Annotated in this window: 18 protein-coding genes; 6 read left to right on the forward strand and 12 right to left on the reverse strand. The window is 62.5% G+C overall.

What is annotated here, in order from left to right:
• The first annotated feature begins 7 nt into the window (after positions 1–7).
• Positions 8–934: a LysR family transcriptional regulator gene (locus tag M2396_RS04690; protein ID WP_150569133.1), complete on the forward strand. Its 927-nt coding sequence runs from the start codon at positions 8–10 to the stop codon at positions 932–934.
• A gap of 42 nt (positions 935–976) precedes the next feature.
• Here M2396_RS04690 and M2396_RS04695 read toward each other — a convergent pair whose 3' ends face one another.
• On the reverse strand, positions 977–1,306 hold the full coding sequence (locus M2396_RS04695) for a hypothetical protein (RefSeq protein WP_101319757.1): 330 nt from the start codon (positions 1,304–1,306) through the stop codon (positions 977–979).
• 205 nt (positions 1,307–1,511) lie between these two features.
• On the opposite strand from M2396_RS04695, the gene M2396_RS04700 reads away from it, so the two are divergent.
• Positions 1,512–2,261: a FadR/GntR family transcriptional regulator gene (locus M2396_RS04700; protein ID WP_101319755.1), complete on the forward strand. Its 750-nt coding sequence runs from the start codon at positions 1,512–1,514 to the stop codon at positions 2,259–2,261.
• A gap of 32 nt (positions 2,262–2,293) precedes the next feature.
• On the opposite strand, the gene M2396_RS04705 is transcribed toward M2396_RS04700, so the two are convergent.
• From M2396_RS04705 to M2396_RS04755, 11 genes are all read right to left on the reverse strand, one after another.
• The gene (locus M2396_RS04705) at positions 2,294–3,874 is read right to left on the reverse strand and encodes an aldehyde dehydrogenase (NADP(+)) (RefSeq protein ID WP_259073459.1); all 1,581 of its coding nucleotides are present in this window, start codon (positions 3,872–3,874) and stop codon (positions 2,294–2,296) included.
• A gap of 85 nt (positions 3,875–3,959) precedes the next feature.
• Positions 3,960–5,513 carry a galactarate dehydratase gene (gene garD, locus M2396_RS04710; protein ID WP_259073461.1) on the reverse strand — a complete coding sequence of 518 codons (1,554 nt, stop codon included), beginning with the start codon at positions 5,511–5,513 and terminating at the stop codon, positions 3,960–3,962.
• A 78-nt stretch (positions 5,514–5,591) separates the two neighbouring features.
• Positions 5,592–6,959 carry an MFS transporter gene (locus tag M2396_RS04715; protein ID WP_259073462.1) on the reverse strand — a complete coding sequence of 456 codons (1,368 nt, stop codon included), beginning with the start codon at positions 6,957–6,959 and terminating at the stop codon, positions 5,592–5,594.
• A gap of 99 nt (positions 6,960–7,058) precedes the next feature.
• Complete coding sequence (kdgD, locus tag M2396_RS04720; RefSeq protein ID WP_150569136.1) at positions 7,059–7,970, reverse strand: 5-dehydro-4-deoxyglucarate dehydratase; 912 nt, start codon at positions 7,968–7,970, stop codon at positions 7,059–7,061.
• 357 nt (positions 7,971–8,327) lie between these two features.
• Positions 8,328–9,140 (reverse strand): gamma-glutamyl-gamma-aminobutyrate hydrolase family protein, encoded by an 813-nt coding sequence (locus M2396_RS04725; protein ID WP_188036069.1) that lies wholly within the window; start codon positions 9,138–9,140, stop codon positions 8,328–8,330.
• Positions 9,141–9,450: 310 nt separating this feature from the next.
• Positions 9,451–10,233, reverse strand: a complete 783-nt coding sequence (locus M2396_RS04730; protein ID WP_150569138.1) for an amino acid ABC transporter ATP-binding protein — start codon at positions 10,231–10,233, stop codon at positions 9,451–9,453.
• A gap of 20 nt (positions 10,234–10,253) precedes the next feature.
• Positions 10,254–11,498, reverse strand: a complete 1,245-nt coding sequence (locus tag M2396_RS04735) for an FAD-binding oxidoreductase (protein ID WP_259073464.1) — start codon at positions 11,496–11,498, stop codon at positions 10,254–10,256.
• 16 nt (positions 11,499–11,514) lie between these two features.
• On the reverse strand, positions 11,515–12,225 hold the full coding sequence (locus M2396_RS04740) for an ABC transporter permease (RefSeq protein ID WP_259073466.1): 711 nt from the start codon (positions 12,223–12,225) through the stop codon (positions 11,515–11,517).
• The gene (locus tag M2396_RS04745) at positions 12,222–12,941 is read right to left on the reverse strand and encodes an ABC transporter permease (RefSeq protein ID WP_259073468.1); all 720 of its coding nucleotides are present in this window, start codon (positions 12,939–12,941) and stop codon (positions 12,222–12,224) included. Before M2396_RS04745 ends, M2396_RS04740 begins: the two co-directional genes overlap by 4 nt.
• Positions 12,942–13,021: 80 nt before the next feature.
• A complete protein-coding gene (locus M2396_RS04750) occupies positions 13,022–13,774 on the reverse strand; it encodes a transporter substrate-binding domain-containing protein (protein ID WP_259073470.1) in 753 nt (250 codons plus the stop codon).
• A gap of 25 nt (positions 13,775–13,799) precedes the next feature.
• Positions 13,800–14,672 (reverse strand): MurR/RpiR family transcriptional regulator, encoded by an 873-nt coding sequence (locus M2396_RS04755; protein WP_150571725.1) that lies wholly within the window; start codon positions 14,670–14,672, stop codon positions 13,800–13,802.
• Between the two features lie 144 nt (positions 14,673–14,816).
• Between M2396_RS04755 and M2396_RS04760 the strand changes: the two genes are divergently transcribed.
• From M2396_RS04760 to tpx, 4 genes are all read left to right on the forward strand, one after another.
• Positions 14,817–15,842: an Ldh family oxidoreductase gene (locus M2396_RS04760; RefSeq protein ID WP_150571724.1), complete on the forward strand. Its 1,026-nt coding sequence runs from the start codon at positions 14,817–14,819 to the stop codon at positions 15,840–15,842.
• 142 nt (positions 15,843–15,984) lie between these two features.
• Positions 15,985–17,181, forward strand: coding sequence for an amino acid aminotransferase (locus tag M2396_RS04765; RefSeq protein WP_150571723.1), 1,197 nt, complete (start codon positions 15,985–15,987; stop codon positions 17,179–17,181).
• Between the two features lie 216 nt (positions 17,182–17,397).
• Positions 17,398–18,690, forward strand: coding sequence for a serine/threonine transporter (locus tag M2396_RS04770; RefSeq protein ID WP_101319726.1), 1,293 nt, complete (start codon positions 17,398–17,400; stop codon positions 18,688–18,690).
• A 167-nt stretch (positions 18,691–18,857) separates the two neighbouring features.
• On the forward strand, positions 18,858–19,358 hold the full coding sequence (gene tpx / locus M2396_RS04775; protein ID WP_101319724.1) for a thiol peroxidase: 501 nt from the start codon (positions 18,858–18,860) through the stop codon (positions 19,356–19,358).
• Positions 19,359–19,479 lie beyond the last annotated feature (121 nt).

Genomic DNA, 19,479 nt, shown 5'->3' on the forward strand with positions numbered 1-19,479 from the left:
CCTGCCCATGGACGCCTTCGACAGCCGCCGCGCGGATGAACTGGCAAGCTTGCTGGCCTTGCACGAGCAAGGTTCATTCGCCGCTGCCGGGCGCCAGCTCGACCGCCACCCGTCGGTGCTGTCGCGGCGTTTGAGTGCGCTCGAACAGCGCCTGGGAATTCGTCTGGTCGAACGCACTACCCGCCAGTTGCGTTTCACCGATGAGGGCGAGCGCCTTGTGCAGCGGCTGCGCCAGGCCAGCCGCTTGATCGATGAAGCCGAACAGGAAGCGGCCGAGGGCGCTGCGACCGTCCGGGGGCGTCTACGCCTGGCGCTGCCGGCGGCGATGGGCAGGCGCTGGCTGAGTGGGCTGCTGGCCGACTTCGTCCTGGCGCATCCGCAGGTAACGATGGAGGTCGAGTACTCAGACCGTTTTGTCGATCTGGTGGCTGAAGGTTTTGACGCGGCAATCCGTATCGGTGAGCTGGCGGACAGCCGGTTGGTGGCAAAAAAGCTCTGCGATCATCTGCGCATTCTGTGCGCATCGCCGGAGTACCTGGCCAAACATCCCACGCTTCAAGTCCCTGCTGACCTTGCCGAGCATAACTGCATGGGTTTCAGTGGCTTGCGCTCGTTTCCTGAATGGAATCTAACGGCCGGCGCGCGGCATGTAAGCGTCAAGGTCTCAGGTTCACTGCGCAGCAATGACAATGAAGCCTTGCTGGAGGCTGCCCGCCGGGGTGTCGGCATTATCGCTGGCGGCGACTGGTTGATGATCGAAGACCTGGCCGCCGGCAGGCTGGTACGCGTGCTGCCAGACTGGCAACTGGATGTCACGGCCGGAATCTACCTGGTACGGCCCTCGGCGCGATTGCACACTGCAGCCGTCGGCGCACTCAAGGACTGGCTGCAGCGCTCATTCCATTCAGGGCCACCATGGCGAATCAAGGCCTAGAATATTCATCAGGAAGTTCTTATAAGTTACTGATTTATAGCGTTATCGCTTGGCAATAGCGTGTTGCACGCACTGGTCATAATAGGTTTTCTTGATGGCCGCAGGCTTGAGTCGGGAGCGGCTGTTGTAGGTCTGTTCTGTGATCCCGAAGGCGGTCATGCGCATCCACGGTTTGGGGAACTTGCGCGCCTGCAGGCGCTTGCGCGTGGCGTACACGTTGACCCCGGAAAGCTTGGCTTGCTGCGCCTCAGCGGCAATCTGCGACCCCCAGCTACACACGTTGCGATCGTTCTGGCTCAAGGCTTTGGCCTGGGCTGTGATAGCGAAGGTCGCCAGCAGGCAGCCGGCCATGGTTGCTAGAAATACCCGCATGATGCTGTCCTAAGCTTCTGAAGGAAAACGAAGTTTGCCTTCGCTTTCGAGGTTTGGGGGCCAGCAATTTGCCGCCATCCAGCACGGACGCCGAGGTACGAAACAGGCAGTGCCAAAGTATCAATAAAAACCCGCAGTCTGCGTATGTGATCGTACAACTGCTTGCGCTATCATGGTGCCTGTCTCTCAAGGTGAACTACAGGGCATGACAGAGCAGCAGGTACAGGCAAGGACCCGGCGCAAGCCGCGCAGTCTGGCCCAGGAATTGGTCACGGTGCTGACCGAACGCATCCGCAGTGGTCAGCTCAAGCGCGGCGACAAGCTGCCGACCGAGTCGCAGATCATGGCTGAGGAAGGCGTCAGCCGCACCGTAGTGCGTGAGGCTATCTCGCGGCTGCAGGCTGCCGGGCAGGTCGAGACCCGTCACGGTATCGGCACGTTCGTGCTCGAGGCCTCACCTGGCAGTGGCTTTCGCATCGATCCCGCCACCGTGGTCACCCTGCGTGAAGTGCTCGCGGTGCTGGAGCTACGCATCGCCCTGGAGATCGAGTCTGCCGGGCTGGCGGCGCAGCGCCGTACCGACGAGCAGTTGAGCGGGATGCGTGCAGCCCTGGATGAGATCAACGAAGGTGCTGCGCACGCGTCCGATGCGGTATCGGCAGACTTCCAGTTCCACCTGCGGATCGCCCAGGCCAGCGGCAATCATTATTTCGCCGACATCATCAATCACCTTGGCACCAGCATCATCCCGCGCACGCGGCTCAATTCGGCGCGCATTGCCCAGGATGACCAGGCGCATTACATGAGCCGTCTGCGCCACGAGCACGAAGCGATCTACGAGGCGATTGTGCGGGGCGATAGCGAAGGGGCGAAGATGGCGATGCGCATGCATCTGTCCAATAGCCGTGAGCGGCTGCGCCAGGCGCATGAGGCGGCAGAGGCGCAAGGGGTGTAGATTTCTGGGGCCGCGCAGCGGCCCCAAAAAGCTTAAAGCGAGCCGTCACTCCACTGCCCATTCACCAACCGACGCAACCCCAGCGGATTGCCATCCTTGAGCGCCTCAGGCAGCAACGCCTGCGGGTAGTTCTGGTAGCACACCGGCCGCAGGAAGCGATCGATCGCCAATGTCCCCACCGAGGTCCCGCGCGCATCCGAAGTTGCCGGATATGGCCCGCCGTGGACCATCGCATCGCAGACCTCAACGCCAGTCGGATAGCCGTTGACCAGGATCCGGCCAACTTTCTCTTCCAGCAGCGGGACCAACCAGGCATACGCCTCGAAGTCTTCTGCCTCGCCGATCAGGGTTGCGGTCAACTGGCCACGCAGGCCTTGCAGGGCTGCGCGCAGTTGCTCGTTGTCCTGCACCTCGACCGCCACGGTGGCCGGGCCAAACACCTCTTCCTGCAGCAGTGGATCGGCATTGACCAGCAGGCTGGCGTCCGCTTTGAACAGCTGCGCACGCGCCTGTGAGCCTTCCTGCGCCTGACCCGCCAGGTGCTCGATGCCGGCATGCGCCTGTAGATGCTCAAGGCCGCTGACATAGCTGCGCAGGCCGCCGGCATTGAGCATGGTTTGCCCGGCCTGAGCATCCAGCGCCTGGCCAACATTGGCCAGCAAGGTGCTGAACTCAGCAGAACGCAGGCCAATGACCATGCCTGGGTTGGTGCAGAACTGCCCCGCGCCCATGCACACCGAGCCTGCCAGCTCGCGGGCGATGGCTTCGCCACGCTTGGCCAGCGCACCCGGCAGGACGATCACCGGGTTGATGCTCGACATCTCGGCAAATACCGGGATTGGCTGCGCACGTTCTGCGGCTATGCGGCACAGTGCGTCGCCGCCTTTGAGCGAGCCGGTGAAGCCAACCGCCTGGATCGCTGGATGCTTGACCAGCCACTCACCGACGCCGCCACCGAAGACCATGTTGAACACGCCTTTGGGCATGCCGGTGCGCTCGGCGGCGCGGGTGATCGCGCAACCGACCAGGTCGGCCGTGGCCATGTGGCCGCTATGCGCCTTGAACACCACCGGGCAGCCTGCGGCCAATGCTGCTGCGGTGTCGCCGCCAGCGGTGGAGAAGGCCAGCGGGAAGTTGCTTGCGCCAAACACCGCGACCGGGCCGACACCAATACGCATCTGGCGTAGATCGACCCGCGGCAAGGGTTGACGATCAGGCAGGGCCAGATCGATGCGCGCACCGAGGTAGTCGCCACGGCGCAGCACCTGTGCAAACAGGCGCATCTGGCCGCTGGTGCGGCCGCGCTCACCCTGGATGCGGGCAGCGGGCAGGGCGGTCTCGCGGCAGACAATGGCGACAAAGGCGTCGTCCAGTTCGTCCAGCTCGGCGGCAATGGCATCGAGGAACTCGGCGCGACGGGCAGGTGCCAGCTGGCGGAATTCAACGAATGCTGCGGCGGCAGCGCGGGCGGCCTGGTCCACTTCGGTTTCGGTGGCCTGCACGAAGCTGTAGGGCAGCGCTTCGCCAGTAGTGGCGTCCAGGCTTTGCAGGCGTTGGTTGCCAGCTGCGCTGCGCTGGCCGTTGATGAAGTTGTGGCCAAGAATCTCAGGCATGTCTTGCTCCTGTTGAAGTACACAATGGATAGGACAGATCCCTCTGCGGCCCACGCTGCAAGCGCGGCGGCAGAGGGCAAAGCGATCAGGTGATCGGTGCCGGGTTGAACAGGGTGATGTCGTTGTGCAGGCGGTGCTGTTCGGCCCAGGTCTGCTTGCGGCCGCTGGCCACGTCCAGGTAGTAATGGAACAGCTCCCAGCCCAACTCTTCGATGCTCGAGCGGCCGGTGGCGATGCGCCCGGCGTCGATGTCGATCAGGTCTGGCCAGCGCTGGGCCAGCTCGGTGCGGGTACACACCTTGACCACCGGCGCCATGGCCAGCCCGTACGGCGTACCGCGGCCGGTGGTGAACACGTGCAGGTTCATCCCCGCCGCCAGTTGCAGGGTGCCGCAGACAAAATCGCTGGCAGGGGTTGCGCAGAAGATCAGGCCCTTGCGCTCGACCCGTTCACCCGGGCCAACCACCCCTTGAATGGCGCCGCTGCCGGACTTGACGATCGAGCCCAGCGACTTCTCGACGATATTCGACAGGCCACCTTTCTTGTTGCCCGGGGTGGTATTGGCGCTGCGGTCGGCCGCGCCTTGCTCCAGGTAACGGTCGTACCAGTCCATCTCGCGCACCAGTGCATCGGCTACGGCCGGTGTTTGCGCGCGGGAAGTAAGCATGTAGATGGCATCGCGGACTTCGGATACTTCCGAGAACAGCACGGTGGCACCGGCGCGCACCAGCAGGTCGGCGGCAAAACCCAGCGCGGGGTTGGCGGTGATACCGGAGAAGGCATCGCTGCCGCCGCATTGCATGCCCAGGATCAGCTCTGCGGCCGGTACGGTCTCGCGGCGGCGCTGGTCGAGCTTGATCAGACGCGCTTCGGCCAGCGCCATGATCTGTTCGATCATTTCGACAAAACCGAGGCTGGCGTCCTGCAGGCGGTACAGCCACGGGTCGCTGAGGTCTACCGAGGGGTCGTTTTCATGCATGACCTGGCCGGCCTGCAGTTTCTCGCAGCCCAGGCTGATAACCAGGGCTTCGCCGCCCAGGTTCGGGTTACGCGCCAGGTTGCGCACGGTGCGGATCGGGATGTAGGCATCACGGGCATTGATTGCCACGCCGCAGCCATAGCTGTGAGTCAGTGCCACCACATCATCGACATTGGGGTATTTGGGCAGCAACTCGCTGCGGATGCGCTTGACCGCATGGTCGAGCACGCCGGTCACGCATTGCACGGTGGTGGTGATGCCAAGAATATTACGCGTACCGACGGTGCCATCGGCGTTGCGGAACCCTTCAAAGGTAAAACCCTCCAGCGGCGTCAGAGGGGCAGGGACGGCGTCACAGCGCGGCAGGCTGTCGAGTTCGGGGGCGGCGGGCATCGCCAGCTGGCTTTCCTGCACCCAGCTGCCTTTGCGCAGCGGTTCCAGGGCATAGCCGATGATCTGCCCGTAGCGCCGCACCGGTTCGCCCTGGGCGATATCCAGCGTGGCGACCTTGTGGCTTTGTGGTACTGCTTCAACCAGGGTCAGGCCGTCGGCAAAGCGGGCGCCTTCGCCCAGGCCACCGTCGTTGACCACCACCACTACGTTGTCATCCTCGTGCAGGCGCACGTAGCGGGGCGAGTCGGAAGTTTCGATCAGCTGCATGTTCAGGCCCTTCTTGTAGTTATCTCAGGCTTTGTTCGAGACGCCTGCACCCGCTTCAGCAGGTGCAGGCGCAATCACTCAGTGGCGCGAGCTGGCCAGTTCGCTGCTGGTCGGCTGAGCCGGTTCATCGTTGGGCACGTCACGCAGCTCGATACGTTTTATCGGGCCGACGATCACCAGGTAGCTCAGCACCGCGATCAGGGCGTTGGCACCGACATACACCAGGGCCCACTTGAACGAGCCAGTAGCGCTGATGATGTAACCGATGATGATCGGCGTGGTGATCGAGGCGATGTTGCCGAAGGTGTTGAACATGCCGCCGGACAGCCCGGCGATCTGCTTGGGCGAGGTGTCCGATACCACCGCCCAGCCCAGCGCACCAAGGCCTTTGCCGAAGAACGCCAGGGCCATGATCGCCACCACCATCCATTCGGCGTCGACGTAGTTGCAGATGACCATGCTGGTAGAGAGCAACAGGCCGACCACGATCGGCGCCTTGCGGGCGAAGGTCAGTGAATGACCACGACGCAGCAGACCATCAGACAATACGCCACCCAATACACCGCCGACGAAGCCGCAGATCGCTGGCAACGAAGCGATGATGCCCGCCTTGAGGATCGACATGCCGCGTTCCTGCACCAGATACACCGGGAACCAGGTCAGGAAGAAGTAGGTGATGCCGTTGATGCAGTACTGGCCAAGATAGATACCGACCATCATGCGACTGCTCAGCAGCTGCTTGATGTAGGCCCACTTCGGCCCGCTGGCGCCGGCTGCCTTGGGTTTATCCATGTCGACCAGGCCGCCGTTGCGCTCGATATGGTCGAGTTCTTCGGCACTGATCATCGGGTGTTCTTTAGGGTTGTAGATCAGCTTCATCCAGGCCGCCGAGAAGGCGATACCCAGTACGCCCATGACCACGAATACGTGTTCCCAGCCCCAGGCATGGACGATCCAGCCCATCAGCGGTGCGAACAGGACAGTGGCGAAGTACTGCGCCGAGTTGAAGATGGCCGATGCGGTGCCGCGTTCAGCAGTCGGGAACCAGGCCGCCACGATGCGGGCGTTACCCGGGAACGACGGCGCCTCGGCAAAACCGACCATGAAGCGCAGCATGAACAGGGCGATGATCGCGTTGGCCACCGGTAGGTAACCGACAAACCCCTGCAGCACAGTGAACAGCGACCAGGTAAAGATACTGAAGGCGTAAACCTTCTTTGAACCGAAGCGGTCGAGCAGCCAGCCGCCGGGGATTTGCCCGAGCACGTAGGCCCAGCCGAAGGCCGAGAAGATATAACCGAGGGTGACCGCGTCTATCCCTAAATCTTTCTGCAGACTGGAGCCAGCGATCGAAATGGTCGCTCGGTCTGCATAGTTGATCGTGGTCACGACGAAGAGCATGAACAAGATCAGATAACGTACATGCGTTTTTTTCGTCGCTTGCATGAAGGTGTACTCCCACTAGTTATTTTTGTGCGGGGATCGATAAGACCGGAGCGGGCGTGGCCTCGCTCCGGTTGCGGCATTGGCAGGCCGCGGGGTCGCTTATTGCGGGCCCATCTTGTCCATAAGGGCGGCGAGCATTTCATACTCTTCGCCGGTCAGGTCGGTCAGTGGCGAACGCACTGGGCCTGCGTCGTAACCGGCGATCTTGGCGCCGGCCTTGACGATGCTGACGGCATAGCCGGCTTTGCGGTTACGGATGTCCAGGTACGGCAGGAAGAAGTCATCAATCAGTTTGCCGACGGTGGCGTGATCTTCGCGAGCGATCGCATGGTAGAAGTCCATCGCGGTCTTGGGCACGAAGTTGAACACCGCCGAAGAGTACACCGGCACACCCAGCGCCTTGTAGGCAGCTGCATACACTTCAGCGGTCGGCAGGCCGCCGAGGTAGCTGAAGCGATCGCCCAGGCGGCGACGGATCGACACCATCAGCTCGATATCGCCCAGGCCATCCTTGTAACCGATCAGGTTCGGGCAACGCTCGGCCAAGCGCTCGAGCAGCGGCGCGGTCAGGCGGCAGACGTTACGGTTGTAGACCACTACACCGATCTTGACCGACTTGCACACGGCTTCAACGTGGTCGGCTACACCGTCCTGGCTGGCTTCGGTCAGGTAGTGCGGCAGCAGCAACAGACCTTTGGCACCCAGACGTTCGGCTTCCTGGGCGTACTCGATGGCCTGGCGAGTAGAACCACCGACGCCGGCCAGAATTGGTACCGAATGCTCGCACGTATCGACTGCAGTCTTGATCACCTGGCTGTACTCGCTGGCGGCCAGGGAGAAGAACTCACCGGTGCCGCCGGCGGCGAACAGCGCAGTCGCGCCATACGGGGCAAGCCATTCCAGACGCTTGATGTAGCCCGCCTGATTGAAGTCGCCCTGGGCATTGAAGTCGGTTACCGGGAACGACAGCAGACCGTGGGAGAGGATGGACTGCAGCTCTAGTGGATTCATTGTTATTGGTTTCCTGTGGCGCTTTTGGGGTGGTGAATCAATCTGAGAGGTAAGTTATCGTACAACCTAAGAAATGACTAGTCCCTTGCCACAGATTTTTTCTCGTAGTCGCTTTCCGCACAAATGCGGCAGGTACTCGCAGGGGGATAGGTGTGGGTCAGGGCGCGGGATGGAGGGAAATAATAAAGCAGCCGTTAGTCATCATATCTCTGCACGGATGGCAGAAAAAAGGATCGCGGGGACAGGCACACGCCCGCCCCGCGCTGCCACGGTAGGTGTTCTGGGACCAGCAGAGGGTGACCGGGGAAGCGGGGGCGGCCTTGCGCCGCCCCGCGATCAAACTAACGAAGCAGGGACTCAGGCAGCCTGGTTGCGCTTGCTGGCCTGGGACTTGCGGACCTGAGCACGGCAAGCATCGCCAAACGCCTCGAAAATCTTGATCGAGTCAGGGTTTTTCGCCGCTTGCCACTCGGGGTGCCACTGCACAGCGAACAGGAAGGGCGAGATGCTCGGGCCGTGGATGGCTTCGACCAAACCGTCTTCAGCCTGGGCGATCGGCTCAAGGCCCTCACCCAGTTTGCGCAGGCCTTGACCATGCAACGAGTTGACTCGGATCTGGTCAGTGCCCAAGGCATCCCGCAGCCAGCTGCCTGGCTTGATGGTGACGCTGTGCACGGCCTGGTATTGCACTTCAACCGGATCCTCGGGGTTTTCCCGGTGATCGTTGAAGCCCGGCTCGGCGTACACCTTCTGGTAGATATCGCCGCCCAGTGCGACGTTGATTTCCTGCATGCCGCGGCAGATGCCGAAGATTGGCAGGCCACGGGCCAGAGCCAGTTTGACCAGCGGGATGTCGAACAGATCGCGGTTCTTGTCCTGGCCTTTGCCTGGCGTCTCGTTCTCCTGGCCGTACAGGGCCGGGTCGATGTTGCTGCCAGCACCGGTCAGATAGACGCCGTCGGCCATATCCAGATAACGCTCGAGGTCATCGGTGCCGCAGCAGGTCGGAACCAGCACAGGCAGGCAGTCGGCGAAGTCGACCAGGGGGGTAATGTATTTGTGGGTCATGACCTGATAGTCATGGCCTTTGCGCTCTTGGCTGCCCATGGTCATCAGGACGACGGGTTTGCGCAGGGAAGTTTGCTTGTTGCCAATGTTGCTGTTGGACATATGTCACCTTGGGACAGGTGCTTCCTGTCGATATTGTGCAGGCGCACGGCCTGGGCCTTGTGTGCGGCCTGGAGCCCCGAGCACTGCCGGCTCGCTGAAGGAGACGATGCCGGTCGGGGCTTGTCTCTAGCTTGCCAGAGCCGTTCGATATGTCAAACGAGGCGTGAGCGCTTTGGCGCCGGTTTCAGGGCGCTTGAGGGAAGCGGAGCCTTGGCTGGCAAGGGTTTGGCAGGGGTTTTGGTAAATATAATTAACGACGCAGTTGGATCATTGCAGCGCTGCAATGATCCAGCCCTTGCACTGCGGCTTATCAGTGCAGAATCTGCTTGAGAAATGCCTGGGCCCTGGCAGTTTTGGGTTGCCCAAAAAACGTTTGTGGCGGGCTGTCTTCGATGATCTGGCCACCCTCAAGAAACAGCACACGCTCTGCCACCTGGCGGGCAAAGCCCATTTCATGGGTGACGCAGAGCATGGTCATGCCGGTGCCTGCGAGCTTCACCAGCACATCCAGGACTTCGGCGACCATCTCCGGATCGAGCGCCGAGGTTGGCTCATCGAACAGCATGATCCGCGGCTTCATGCACAGGGCACGGGCAATCGCTACGCGCTGCTGCTGGCCGCCGGAGAGCTGGCTGGGGTATTTGTCGGCCTGACTGGCGATGCCGACCTTGCTCAGGTACATCCGCGCCCGCTCTTCGGCGTCCTTGCGCGACAGCCCGCGCACGCTGGTTGGGGCCAGCAGGCAGTTGTCGAGCACGCTCATGTGCGGGAACAAATTGAAGTGCTGGAACACCATGCCGATTTCGCTGCGCACCTGAGCGGCCTGACGCGAGGGCTTGGCCAGGTCGATGCCGTCGACATGAACGCTGCCTTGCTCGGCGATCTCCAAGCGGTTGATGCAGCGGATCAAGGTCGATTTGCCTGAACCGGAGGGTCCGCAGAGGACGATACGCTCGCCTTCGCGGACCTGCAGGTTGATATCGCGCAGCACGTGGAAGGCGCCGTAGTGTTTGTTCAAGCCTTCTATGTCGATCAGCACTGGGCGGCTATCGGCTTCAGGGGCAAGGCTGGCAAGGTTCAAAGGTGCGGTCATGTTGTTGTTCTCCCGCTGGTTTAGTCAAAGCGCGCTGCGCGGTAAGGCGCAGGGTCGGTGAACGGCTGCTCGCCGGTCATCATCTCGGCGAGCAGGCGGCCAGTCACCGGGCCGAGGGTCAGGCCGTGATGGGCGTGGCCAAAGTTGAACCACAGGCCCTTGTGCCGCGGTGCGGGGCCGATTATCGGGCGCATGTCCGGCAGGCAGGGACGCAGGCCCAGCCAGGGCTGCTCATCCAGGCGTTCGCCGAGCGCGGGGAACAGCCGACGAGCCAGGGCTTCGCAGCGCTGCAACTGGATCTCGTTGGCCGGGGCGTCGCTGGCCGCAAACTCGATGCCGGTAGTCAGGCGGATGCCCTGCGCCATCGGCGCCAGCACATAACCACCCTGGGTGTCGCAGATCGAATGCTGCAGTTGCGCGTCGCCGCGGGTGCCATAGTGCATGTGATAGCCGCGCTTGATGCCCAGCGGGAACCGATAGCCCAGCGGGCCGAAAAGCTCGGCCGATTGCGGCCCCAGGCAGACCACCACCTCGTCGGCCGTGACCGCGCCACGCTGGCTCTGCACCTGCCACTGACCGTCAAGCTGGCGCAGGCTGCGCGCATCACCATGGAGGAACTGCCCGCCGCGTTCGACGAACAGCGCGGCATAGCCGCGGGTCAGGCCGCCAGGGTTGCGCACGGTCTTCGGGTCGAGCCAGTGAATGCCGCCTACCACGCCGCCGTCCAGTTGCTGCTCGCGGGCCTGCAGTTGGTCACGTTCGAGGATTTCGTACTGCAGGCCATAGCGCGCCAGGTTTTTTACGTCCTCCTTGGCCTGAACGAACAGCCTCGGGTCGCGAAACACTTCGATCCAGCCTTTGGCCTGGACCAGTTCGCTCAGCCCGGCAGCGTCAATCAGCGCGTCGTGTTCCTCGACGCTACGCTGCACCAGCGGCAGCATATCGGCGGCGGCGCCGGCCAGCCGGCCGGGTGCTGACTGGCGCCAGTAACGCAGCAGCCAGGGCGCCGCCTTGGGCAGGTGCAACAGGCTGTAGCGCACATCCGGCTGGCGGTTCAGGCCATAGCGCAGCAGTGCGCCGACGTTGCGCGGGAAGGCATAGGGGATGACGCTGGAGCGTTCGATCAGGCCGGCGTTGCCATGGCTGGTGCCGCTGCCGGGCTGGTCACGATCGATCAGAACGACCTGGCGGCCGCGCGCTTGCAACTGCAGCGCGGTACTGACACCGACGATCCCGGCGCCCAGAACAATGGTTTGGCAATGCATGGAGCGTATCCTTGGGTCAGTTCAGGTGGCGGCCGAGGCGGCCTTCCAGGTATTTCAGGGTGCGCCGGACGATTTCCACGATCAGCAGGTAGAGCACGGCGGCCCACAGGTAGATCTGGAAGTCGAAGCTGCGCGAAAACGCCAGCTTGGTCACGCCCATCAGGTCGTAGATGGTGACCAGCGAGGCAATCGCACTGGCCTTGATCATCAGGATCAGCTCATTGCCCAGCGGGCCGATGGCGACCAGCAGCGATTGCGGCATGACCACCTTGAAGAACGTGGTCGCGCGCTTGAGGTTGAGCGCGCGGGCGGCCTCGAACTGGCCTGGGGCGATTGCCAGCAGGCTGCCGCGGAAGATCTCGGCCTGATAGGCGGCCGTGTTCAGGGTGAATGCCAGCAGCGCGCAGTACCAGGCCTCACGGAAGAACCACCACAGCCCGACGTCCTGCCAAAAGCTCTTGAACGAGCCAAGGCCGTAATACAGCAGAAACAGCTGCGCGAGCAGTGGTGAACCGCGGAAGAAGTAGATATAGCCAGCCGCCATGCGATTGAGCACGGTCTTGTTGGAAATCCGCGCCAGCGCCAGCAGCAGGCCAAGCACGGCGCCGAGGGTGAATGAAATGGCCACCAGCTTGGCAGTCACCAGCAGACCATCGATGAAGCGCGGCCCGTAGCGCTGCAGCAGGTCGGGGTCGACCACCAGCGCCAGTAATTGTTCGAAGCTCATGCCCGCGCTCCTTGCAGGTGGCGGCTATAGCGCCGTTCGATGAAGGCAAACACGCGCCCGGACAACGCCGAGAACAGCAGATAGCCCAGGCAGGCGACGCCATAGAAGAACATCGGCTCCTTGGTCACGCTGACGGCGAGGTTGGTCTGGCGCATCAGGTCGACCAGCGAGATAGTCGAGACCAACGACGTGTCCTTTAGCAGCGACAGCCAGTTGTTGGACAGGCCGGGCAGGGCGATCCGGGTCAGTTGCGGCAGTACCACCTTGAAAAAACCGGTGCGTTTGCTCAGCCCCAGGGCCGAGCAGGCTTCGAGCTGGCCCTTGGGCAGGGTCTTGAACGCTGCCAGCCAGATTTCGCTGGAAAACGCAGCAAACACCAGGCTGAAGGCGATCATGGCCGCCAGGAAGGTATTGATCAGTACCTCACCTTCATAGCCCATCGCCGCCAGCAGCCTTTGTGCCGCGATCTGGCAGCCGTAATAGATGATCAGCAGCGTGAGCAGTTCAGGCAGGCCGCGAAACACCGTAGAAAAGGTGGTAGCCCAGGCCCGCGGCAGGCGCTTGCGTGAGCGCGCGGCCATTGCCACCAGCAGTCCCAGCGGCAAGCCGATCGGCAGGCAGGCCAGCGCCAGTGACACAGTGACCAGCGCGCCGGCCAGCAACGCCGGGCCCCAACCACCGCTGGCAAAAGACAACAAAGACAATTGATCGAGCATGGGTGTTTCCCCAGCCAGGTGAACGTGGCGGCGCGCAAGGCAGGGCGCCCACGGCGCGAAGCCTGCCTTGCGCTGACCGATCAGTTATAGATGTCGAAGGCGAAGTACTTGCTGGCGATCTTCTGATAGGTGCCGTTGGCGACAATCTCGCTCAGCGCCTTGTTCAGCCGCTCGCGCAGTTGCTCATCGTCCTTGCGTACGGCAATCGCCGCATTGGCCTTGGTCTGGTTGACGTCACCGAGCACCTTGCAGCAGTCCTTGCCGTTTTTCTGCTGCCAGTCGAGCAGCGGAAACTTGTCGGCGATGACTCCGTCCAGGCGGCCGGCAGCCAGGTCGGCATTGGCCTCATCCATGGTCGGGTAGAGCTTGACGTTGGCGCCCGCCGGGCCATACACGTCCTCGGCATAGATAGCCTGGGTCGAGGACGACTGGGCGCCGACCGTGTAGCCCTTGAAATCGGTCTGGGCATCGGTGATCGGGCTGTCCTTGGCGACCGCCACGGACAGTGGTGTGCGGTAGTAGTGGTCGGTGAAGGCGATCTTCTTGCGCCGTTCTTCGGTGTCGATCATCGAGGCGACTACGGCATCGTACTTTTTCGCCATCAGTGCCGGGATGATGCCTTCCCAGTCTTGCGCCACCAGCGTGCACTCGACTTTCATCTGCTCGCACAGGGCGTGGGTGATGTCGATGTCAAAGCCATGCAGCTTGTTATCGGCATCGACATAGTTGAAGGGCGGATAAGCGCCCTCTGTGGCGAAACGCAGGGTCTCGGCGCTGGCCGCACCCGCCAGCAGCAGGGCACACGCACCCACCATAGCCATGGTCTTGTTCATCTCGCACCTCTGGGTTGCACTCTTGCTATTGTTGTTTGTCCGCGGGCCACGAGGTGTAGCCGACGAACTCGTTATGTAGAGCGGCAGTCGCTTCCAAGCGTTTTTCAACATCCGGCCCGAGCTTCTTGCAGACCTCGTTGACCATCAGGTGCACCCACGACAGCATCGCCGAGGTGGATTCCCAGAACAGATTGAATTCGGTGGGGATGCGGAACACCTCATCAGCGTTGGCATCGGCCCAGTCACAGAAGGTGTCGGTCACCAGCGTGACCGGGATGCCTGCCTGGCGTGCCTTCTGGCACAGCAGCAGGGCATGGCGCGAATAGCGGCGGGCCTCGAACACCACCAGCGCGCAGTGTTCGGGGCGAGTCAGCAGCACGTCGCCAAAGTGCCCGGCGCTGCCATCCACAGCCTGTACGCCATCGCGCAGGTAGTGCAGCAAATGGGTCATGCACTGGGCGACGCCGCGTTCGGTCTGAAACCCTGCGACATATACCCGTGGCCGCTGCGCCAGGCGCTGAGCAACCCGGTGCCAGGCCTCGCTACGGCTGTATTCATGGACGCGCACCAGTGCGGCGATTTCCAGCTCCAGGCTGCCGGCGCTCTGGCTGTCGTCGTGCTGCTGGCGGTATTCCTGCAAGCGGTCACCGACCAGCCACGGCCCGTCGCCGAGGTCGTTCTGCAGGTCCTGCTTGAGCGCCTTGAGGTGGGCGTAGCCGAGCGAGCGGCAGAAGCGGCCTACGCTGGATTCGCTGACGCCGAGCTTTTCCGCGATGCTGGCGGAGGTCTGGAACGGCACTTCATGCAGGTTGCCGAGCATGTAGCTGGCGATCGTGCGGCCTGAGGCAGCTGCGCCGTGCAGGCTGTTCTCCAGGCGTTGCTTGATCGATTGGCTCATGTCGGACTCCGGTCGGGTAGGGCGTGGAATAGAAAATGAATGTTTTCTGTCATCAAGTCAACAATTGACAGATAGCTGTCATGTGGCTGACAGTTTTCACTCGTGGCACACTCCGAGCCAAACAATTTCAACAAGGAGCTCCAGATGTCTGCATCTTCGACCAGCGGTACCGTGCGCATGCCCTTTGCCGAACTGCAGACGTTATTGCAGGCGATCCTTGAACAGCACGGTTGCAGCGAGCCGGTGGCGGCAGCGCTGGCATTCAACTGTGCCAGTGCCCAACGCGACGGCGCTCATAGCCATGGGGTGTTTCGTATCCCGGGCTACGTGTCGACGCTGGCCAGTGGCTGGGTTGACGGCAAGGCGTTGCCCGCGGTGACCGACGTCGCCTCCGGCTATGTTCGCGTCGATGCCGGCGGTGGCTTCGCCCAGCCCGCGCTGGCGGCGGCGCGGCCGTTGCTGCTGGCCAAGGTGCGCAGTGCCGGGATCGCGGTGTTGGCGATCCATAACTCGCATCACTTCGCGGCGCTGTGGCCGGACGTCGAACCGTTCGCCGATGAAGGCCTGGTGGCCTTGAGCGTGGTCAACAGCATGACCTGTGTAGTCCCGCACGGTGCTCGCCAGCCGTTGTTCGGCACCAACCCGATTGCCTTTGCCGCGCCCTGCGCCGAGCATGACCCGATCGTGTTCGACATGGCCACCAGCGCCATGGCCCATGGCGATATCCAGATCGCGGCCCGCGAGGGGCGGCAATTGCCGCTGGGCATGGGGGTAGACGCCAAGGGCCAGCCGACCACCGACCCGCAGGCGATTCTCGACGGCGGCGCGCTGTTGCCGTTTGGCGACCACAAAGGCTCCGCGCTGTCGATGATGGTCGAGTTGCTCGCGGCGGCGCTGACCGGCGGTAACTTCTCCTGGGAGTTCGACTGGTCAGCGCATCCCGGGGCGAAGACGCCATGGACCGGGCAACTGCTGATCGTCATCGACCCGAGCAAGGCCGAAGGCGAGCGTTTTGCGCAGCGCAGCCGTCATTTGCTGGAGCAGATGCAGGCGGCCGGCCTGTCACGCATGCCCGGCGAGCGGCGCTATCGTGAGCGTGCCACGGCCGAGCGCGAAGGTGTCGCACTGAGCGAAACCGAGCTCCAGGGCCTGCGCCAATTGCTCGGCTGATCGTCATGTTGCATGGGTTGAAATACCTGGGCCGTGCAACCTTGCACAGACCCGTTGCAGCAAGGTGATGTTTCTCTGCCCCGACTCCGGGTATCCTCGCTCAAGCTTTTCCGAACTGTGCTGATTCAAGGAGCTGTGCGCTGTGTTCAAACATGTCGATGCCTATGCCGGCGATCCGATCCTCTCGTTGATGGAAACCTTCAAGGCCGACCCGCGTGCGGCCAAGGTCAACCTGAGCATCGGCCTGTACTACGATGCTGCCGGCATCGTGCCGCAGTTGGCGGCAGTGGCCGAGGTTGAAAAACGCCTGGCCAACCAGCCTCACGAGGCTTCGCTGTACCTGCCAATGGAAGGTCTGGCCAGCTATCGCCAGGCGATCCAGGCGCTGCTGTTTGGTAACGACCACCCGGCAGTGACCGGCGGCCGTGTGGCTACCGTGCAGACCGTAGGCGGCTCGGGCGCGTTGAAAGTCGGCGCCGACTTCCTCAAGCGTTACTTCCCGCAGTCCGAAGTCTGGGTCAGCAATCCGACCTGGGACAACCATCGCGCCATCTTCGAAGGTGCGGGTTTCAAGGTGAATACCTACCCGTACTTCGACACCACTACCCGTGGCGTCGACTTCGCCGGCATGCTGGCTGCGTTGCAGACTCTGCCCGCAAACAGCGTGGTGCTGCTGCACCCGTGCTGCCACAACCCGACCGGTGTCGATCTGGACCAGAGCCAGTGGCAGCAGGTTGTCGAAGTGGTCAAGGCACGCGAGCTGATCCCGTTCCTCGACATTGCCTACCAAGGCTTCGGCGAAGGCCTGGAGCAGGATGCCTACGCCATCCGCGAAATGGCCCGTGCCGGCGTGCCGTGCCTGGTCAGCAACTCGTTCTCGAAGATATTCTCGCTGTACGGCGAGCGCGTTGGCGGTCTGTCGGTGGTGTGCGACGACCAGGCCAGCACCCAGAGCGTGCTTGGCCAGCTCAAGGCAACCGTGCGCCGCAACTACTCCAGCCCACCAGCATTCGGTGCGCAACTGGTTGCCGGCGTGCTCGGCGATGCCAGCCTCAATGCACAGTGGGCAGCAGAAGTCGAAGTGATGCGCCTGCGTATCCTCGAGATGCGCCAAGGTTTGGTCGACCTGCTCGGTGAGCTGCTGCCAGGGCAGGACTTCACATTCTTCCTCGAACAGCGCGGCATGTTCAGCTACACCGGCTTCAGCGTCGAGCAGGTCCGCCGTTTGCGTGACGAGTTCGGCGTTTACCTGATCGACAGTGGCCGGGTGTGCATGTCCGGCCTGCGTCCAAGCAACCTGCGCCAGGTTGCCGAGGCGTTCGCCGCAGTCCAGCGCTAATCAGGGCAGGGGCCGGCAATCGGCCCCTTCCAGCCGGTCTGGCAACACGGGGTTGCCCCTGGGTTGTCATGACAAGTGCAACCGCCGCTCGGACAGGGCTTCGCAAGCGCCACCTTTCAGTGCACAATCGCGCCCCTCTTTTTCGGTTGAGGTGCGCGAGCCTAGTGTTTCGCCACGCTCAGCCTGTTGCAGTCTTGCGAGTGGAGTTGCACCCGGATGAATGAGCAGGCCTCAAGCGTTGAACAACGCTTCGAACAAACCACCAGTGCCACCCTCGGCAGCTGGGCACGACAAGATACCACCTGGATGCTCGGCCTGTTTGGCACCGCGATTGGCGCCGGCACCCTGTTCCTGCCGATCAACGCAGGCCTGGGCGGTTTCTGGCCGCTGCTGATCCTCGCCGCGCTGGCGTTCCCGATGACTTATTACGCCCACCGCGGCTTGACCCGCTTCGTGCTGTCCGGGCGTGGCGGCGACATCACCGAGGTGGTCGAGGAGCATTTCGGCCTCAAGGCTGGCGCGCTGATCACCGTGCTGTACTTCTTCGCGATCTTCCCGATCCTGTTGATCTACAGCGTGGCCCTGACCAACACCGTCAGCAGCTTCATGGAGCATCAACTGCACATGACCCCGCCACCGCGGGTGTTGTTGTCGTTTGGCTTGATCCTCGGCCTGCTGGCCATCGTGCGTTGCGGTGAACAGGCTACGGTCAAGGTCATGAGCCTGCTGGTGTACCCGTTCATCGTCGCCCTGGCCTTGCTGGCGCTGTACCTGGTGCCGCACTGGAGTGGCGGTATTCTCGATACCGCGATGCAGGTGCCATCGGGCTCGGCGTTCCTGCACACCGTGTGGCTGGCAATCCCGGTGATGGTGTTCTCGTTCAACCACTCGCCGATCATTTCCGCGTTTGCTGTCGACCAGAAGCGCCGTTACGGCGAGCACGCCGACGAGCGCAGCGGGCAGATCCTGTCGCGTGCGCACCTGTTGATGGTGGCGATGGTGCTGTTCTTCGTATTCAGTTGCGTGCTGACCCTGGACAGCGCCCAGTTGGCCGAAGCCAAGGCGCAGAACCTGTCGATCCTGTCGTACCTGGCCAACCACTTCAGCAACCCGACCATTGCCTTTGCTGCACCGCTGATTGCCTTCATTGCCATCGCCAAGTCGTTCCTGGGCCACTACATCGGTGCCAGCGAAGGCCTCAAAGGCATTATCGGCAAGACTGGCCTGCGCCCCGGGGCCAAGGCTCTGGACCGCATGGTGGCAGCGCTGATGCTGGTGGTGTGCTGGATCGTCGCTACCCTCAACCCGAGCATCCTGGGCATGATCGAATCGTTTGGCGGGCCGATCATTGCCGCGCTGCTGTTCCTGATGCCGATGTACGCCATCCGCAAGGTGCCGTCGATGCGCAAGTACAGCGGGGCGATGTCCAACCTGTTTGTGGTCTTCGTCGGCCTGGTCGCGATCAGCTCCGTAGTCTACTCGCTGGCCGCCAGCGTGCTCGGCTGGTGATGGCTTCCATATAAGAGGATGCCCGGACCGCCTGCTGCGCTCCGGGCATTTTTTTGTTCACACGAATTCCCCGGCAGTAGAACAATTTCATCGCTACCCATAGGCTTGAGCGCCTCTTCATGCTTAACTCGGTGTCCTTTTCAAACACCCGCATAAGGATTCCGCTCATGGCTCAAGTGACCCTCAAAGGCAACCCGGTTCAGGTCAAAGGCAACCTCCCGCAAGCTGGCGCTCAGGCACCTGCGTTCTCGCTGGTTGGTGATGGCCTGGCTGACAAGTCGCTGCAAGACTACGCCGGCAAGCGCAAAGTGCTGAACATCTTCCCAAGCGTTGACACGCCAACCTGCGCGACTTCCGTGCGCAAGTTCAACGCCCAGGCCAACGAGCTGAACAACACCGTTGTGCTGTGCGTATCGGCCGACCTGCCGTTTGCTCAGGCGCGCTTCTGCGGTGCCGAAGGCCTGGAAAACGTCCAGAACCTGTCGACCCTGCGTGGCCGCGAATTCCTCGAAAACTACGGCGTAGCCATTGCTGACGGCCCGCTGGCTGGCCTGGCGGCACGCGCTGTTGTCGTCATCGACGAGAACGACAAAGTGCTGCACAGCGAGCTGGTTGGCGAAATCGCCGAAGAGCCGAACTACGAGGCGGTCCTGGCTGTCTTGAAGTAAGCGCAGCGGGGCCGCTCTGCGGTCCGCGCACGCAACAAGCAATACCCTGAAACGGCCTGGACCCTGCTCCAGGCCGTTTTCATTTAAAGTTCATCGCGTTAGCAACGTCAGCCCAAGGTAA

The sequence above is a fragment of the Pseudomonas sp. BIGb0278 genome (assembly GCF_024809895.1).
GTDB classification, from domain to species: domain Bacteria; phylum Pseudomonadota; class Gammaproteobacteria; order Pseudomonadales; family Pseudomonadaceae; genus Aquipseudomonas; species Aquipseudomonas shirazensis.

Coding starts and splice junctions, on each gene's coding strand:
- M2396_RS04690 (WP_150569133.1), top strand. CDS start 8: ATGGACGCCTTCGACAGCCGCCGCGCGGATGAACTGGCAAGCTTGCTG.
- M2396_RS04695 (WP_101319757.1), bottom strand. CDS start 1,306: ATGCGGGTATTTCTAGCAACCATGGCCGGCTGCCTGCTGGCGACCTTC.
- M2396_RS04700 (WP_101319755.1), top strand. CDS start 1,512: ATGACAGAGCAGCAGGTACAGGCAAGGACCCGGCGCAAGCCGCGCAGT.
- M2396_RS04705 (WP_259073459.1), bottom strand. CDS start 3,874: ATGCCTGAGATTCTTGGCCACAACTTCATCAACGGCCAGCGCAGCGCA.
- garD (WP_259073461.1), bottom strand. CDS start 5,513: ATGCAGCTGATCGAAACTTCCGACTCGCCCCGCTACGTGCGCCTGCAC.
- M2396_RS04715 (WP_259073462.1), bottom strand. CDS start 6,959: ATGCAAGCGACGAAAAAAACGCATGTACGTTATCTGATCTTGTTCATG.
- kdgD (WP_150569136.1), bottom strand. CDS start 7,970: ATGAATCCACTAGAGCTGCAGTCCATCCTCTCCCACGGTCTGCTGTCG.
- M2396_RS04725 (WP_188036069.1), bottom strand. CDS start 9,140: ATGTCCAACAGCAACATTGGCAACAAGCAAACTTCCCTGCGCAAACCC.
- M2396_RS04730 (WP_150569138.1), bottom strand. CDS start 10,233: ATGACCGCACCTTTGAACCTTGCCAGCCTTGCCCCTGAAGCCGATAGC.
- M2396_RS04735 (WP_259073464.1), bottom strand. CDS start 11,498: ATGCATTGCCAAACCATTGTTCTGGGCGCCGGGATCGTCGGTGTCAGT.
- M2396_RS04740 (WP_259073466.1), bottom strand. CDS start 12,225: ATGAGCTTCGAACAATTACTGGCGCTGGTGGTCGACCCCGACCTGCTG.
- M2396_RS04745 (WP_259073468.1), bottom strand. CDS start 12,941: ATGCTCGATCAATTGTCTTTGTTGTCTTTTGCCAGCGGTGGTTGGGGC.
- M2396_RS04750 (WP_259073470.1), bottom strand. CDS start 13,774: ATGAACAAGACCATGGCTATGGTGGGTGCGTGTGCCCTGCTGCTGGCG.
- M2396_RS04755 (WP_150571725.1), bottom strand. CDS start 14,672: ATGAGCCAATCGATCAAGCAACGCCTGGAGAACAGCCTGCACGGCGCA.
- M2396_RS04760 (WP_150571724.1), top strand. CDS start 14,817: ATGTCTGCATCTTCGACCAGCGGTACCGTGCGCATGCCCTTTGCCGAA.
- M2396_RS04770 (WP_101319726.1), top strand. CDS start 17,398: ATGAATGAGCAGGCCTCAAGCGTTGAACAACGCTTCGAACAAACCACC.
- tpx (WP_101319724.1), top strand. CDS start 18,858: ATGGCTCAAGTGACCCTCAAAGGCAACCCGGTTCAGGTCAAAGGCAAC.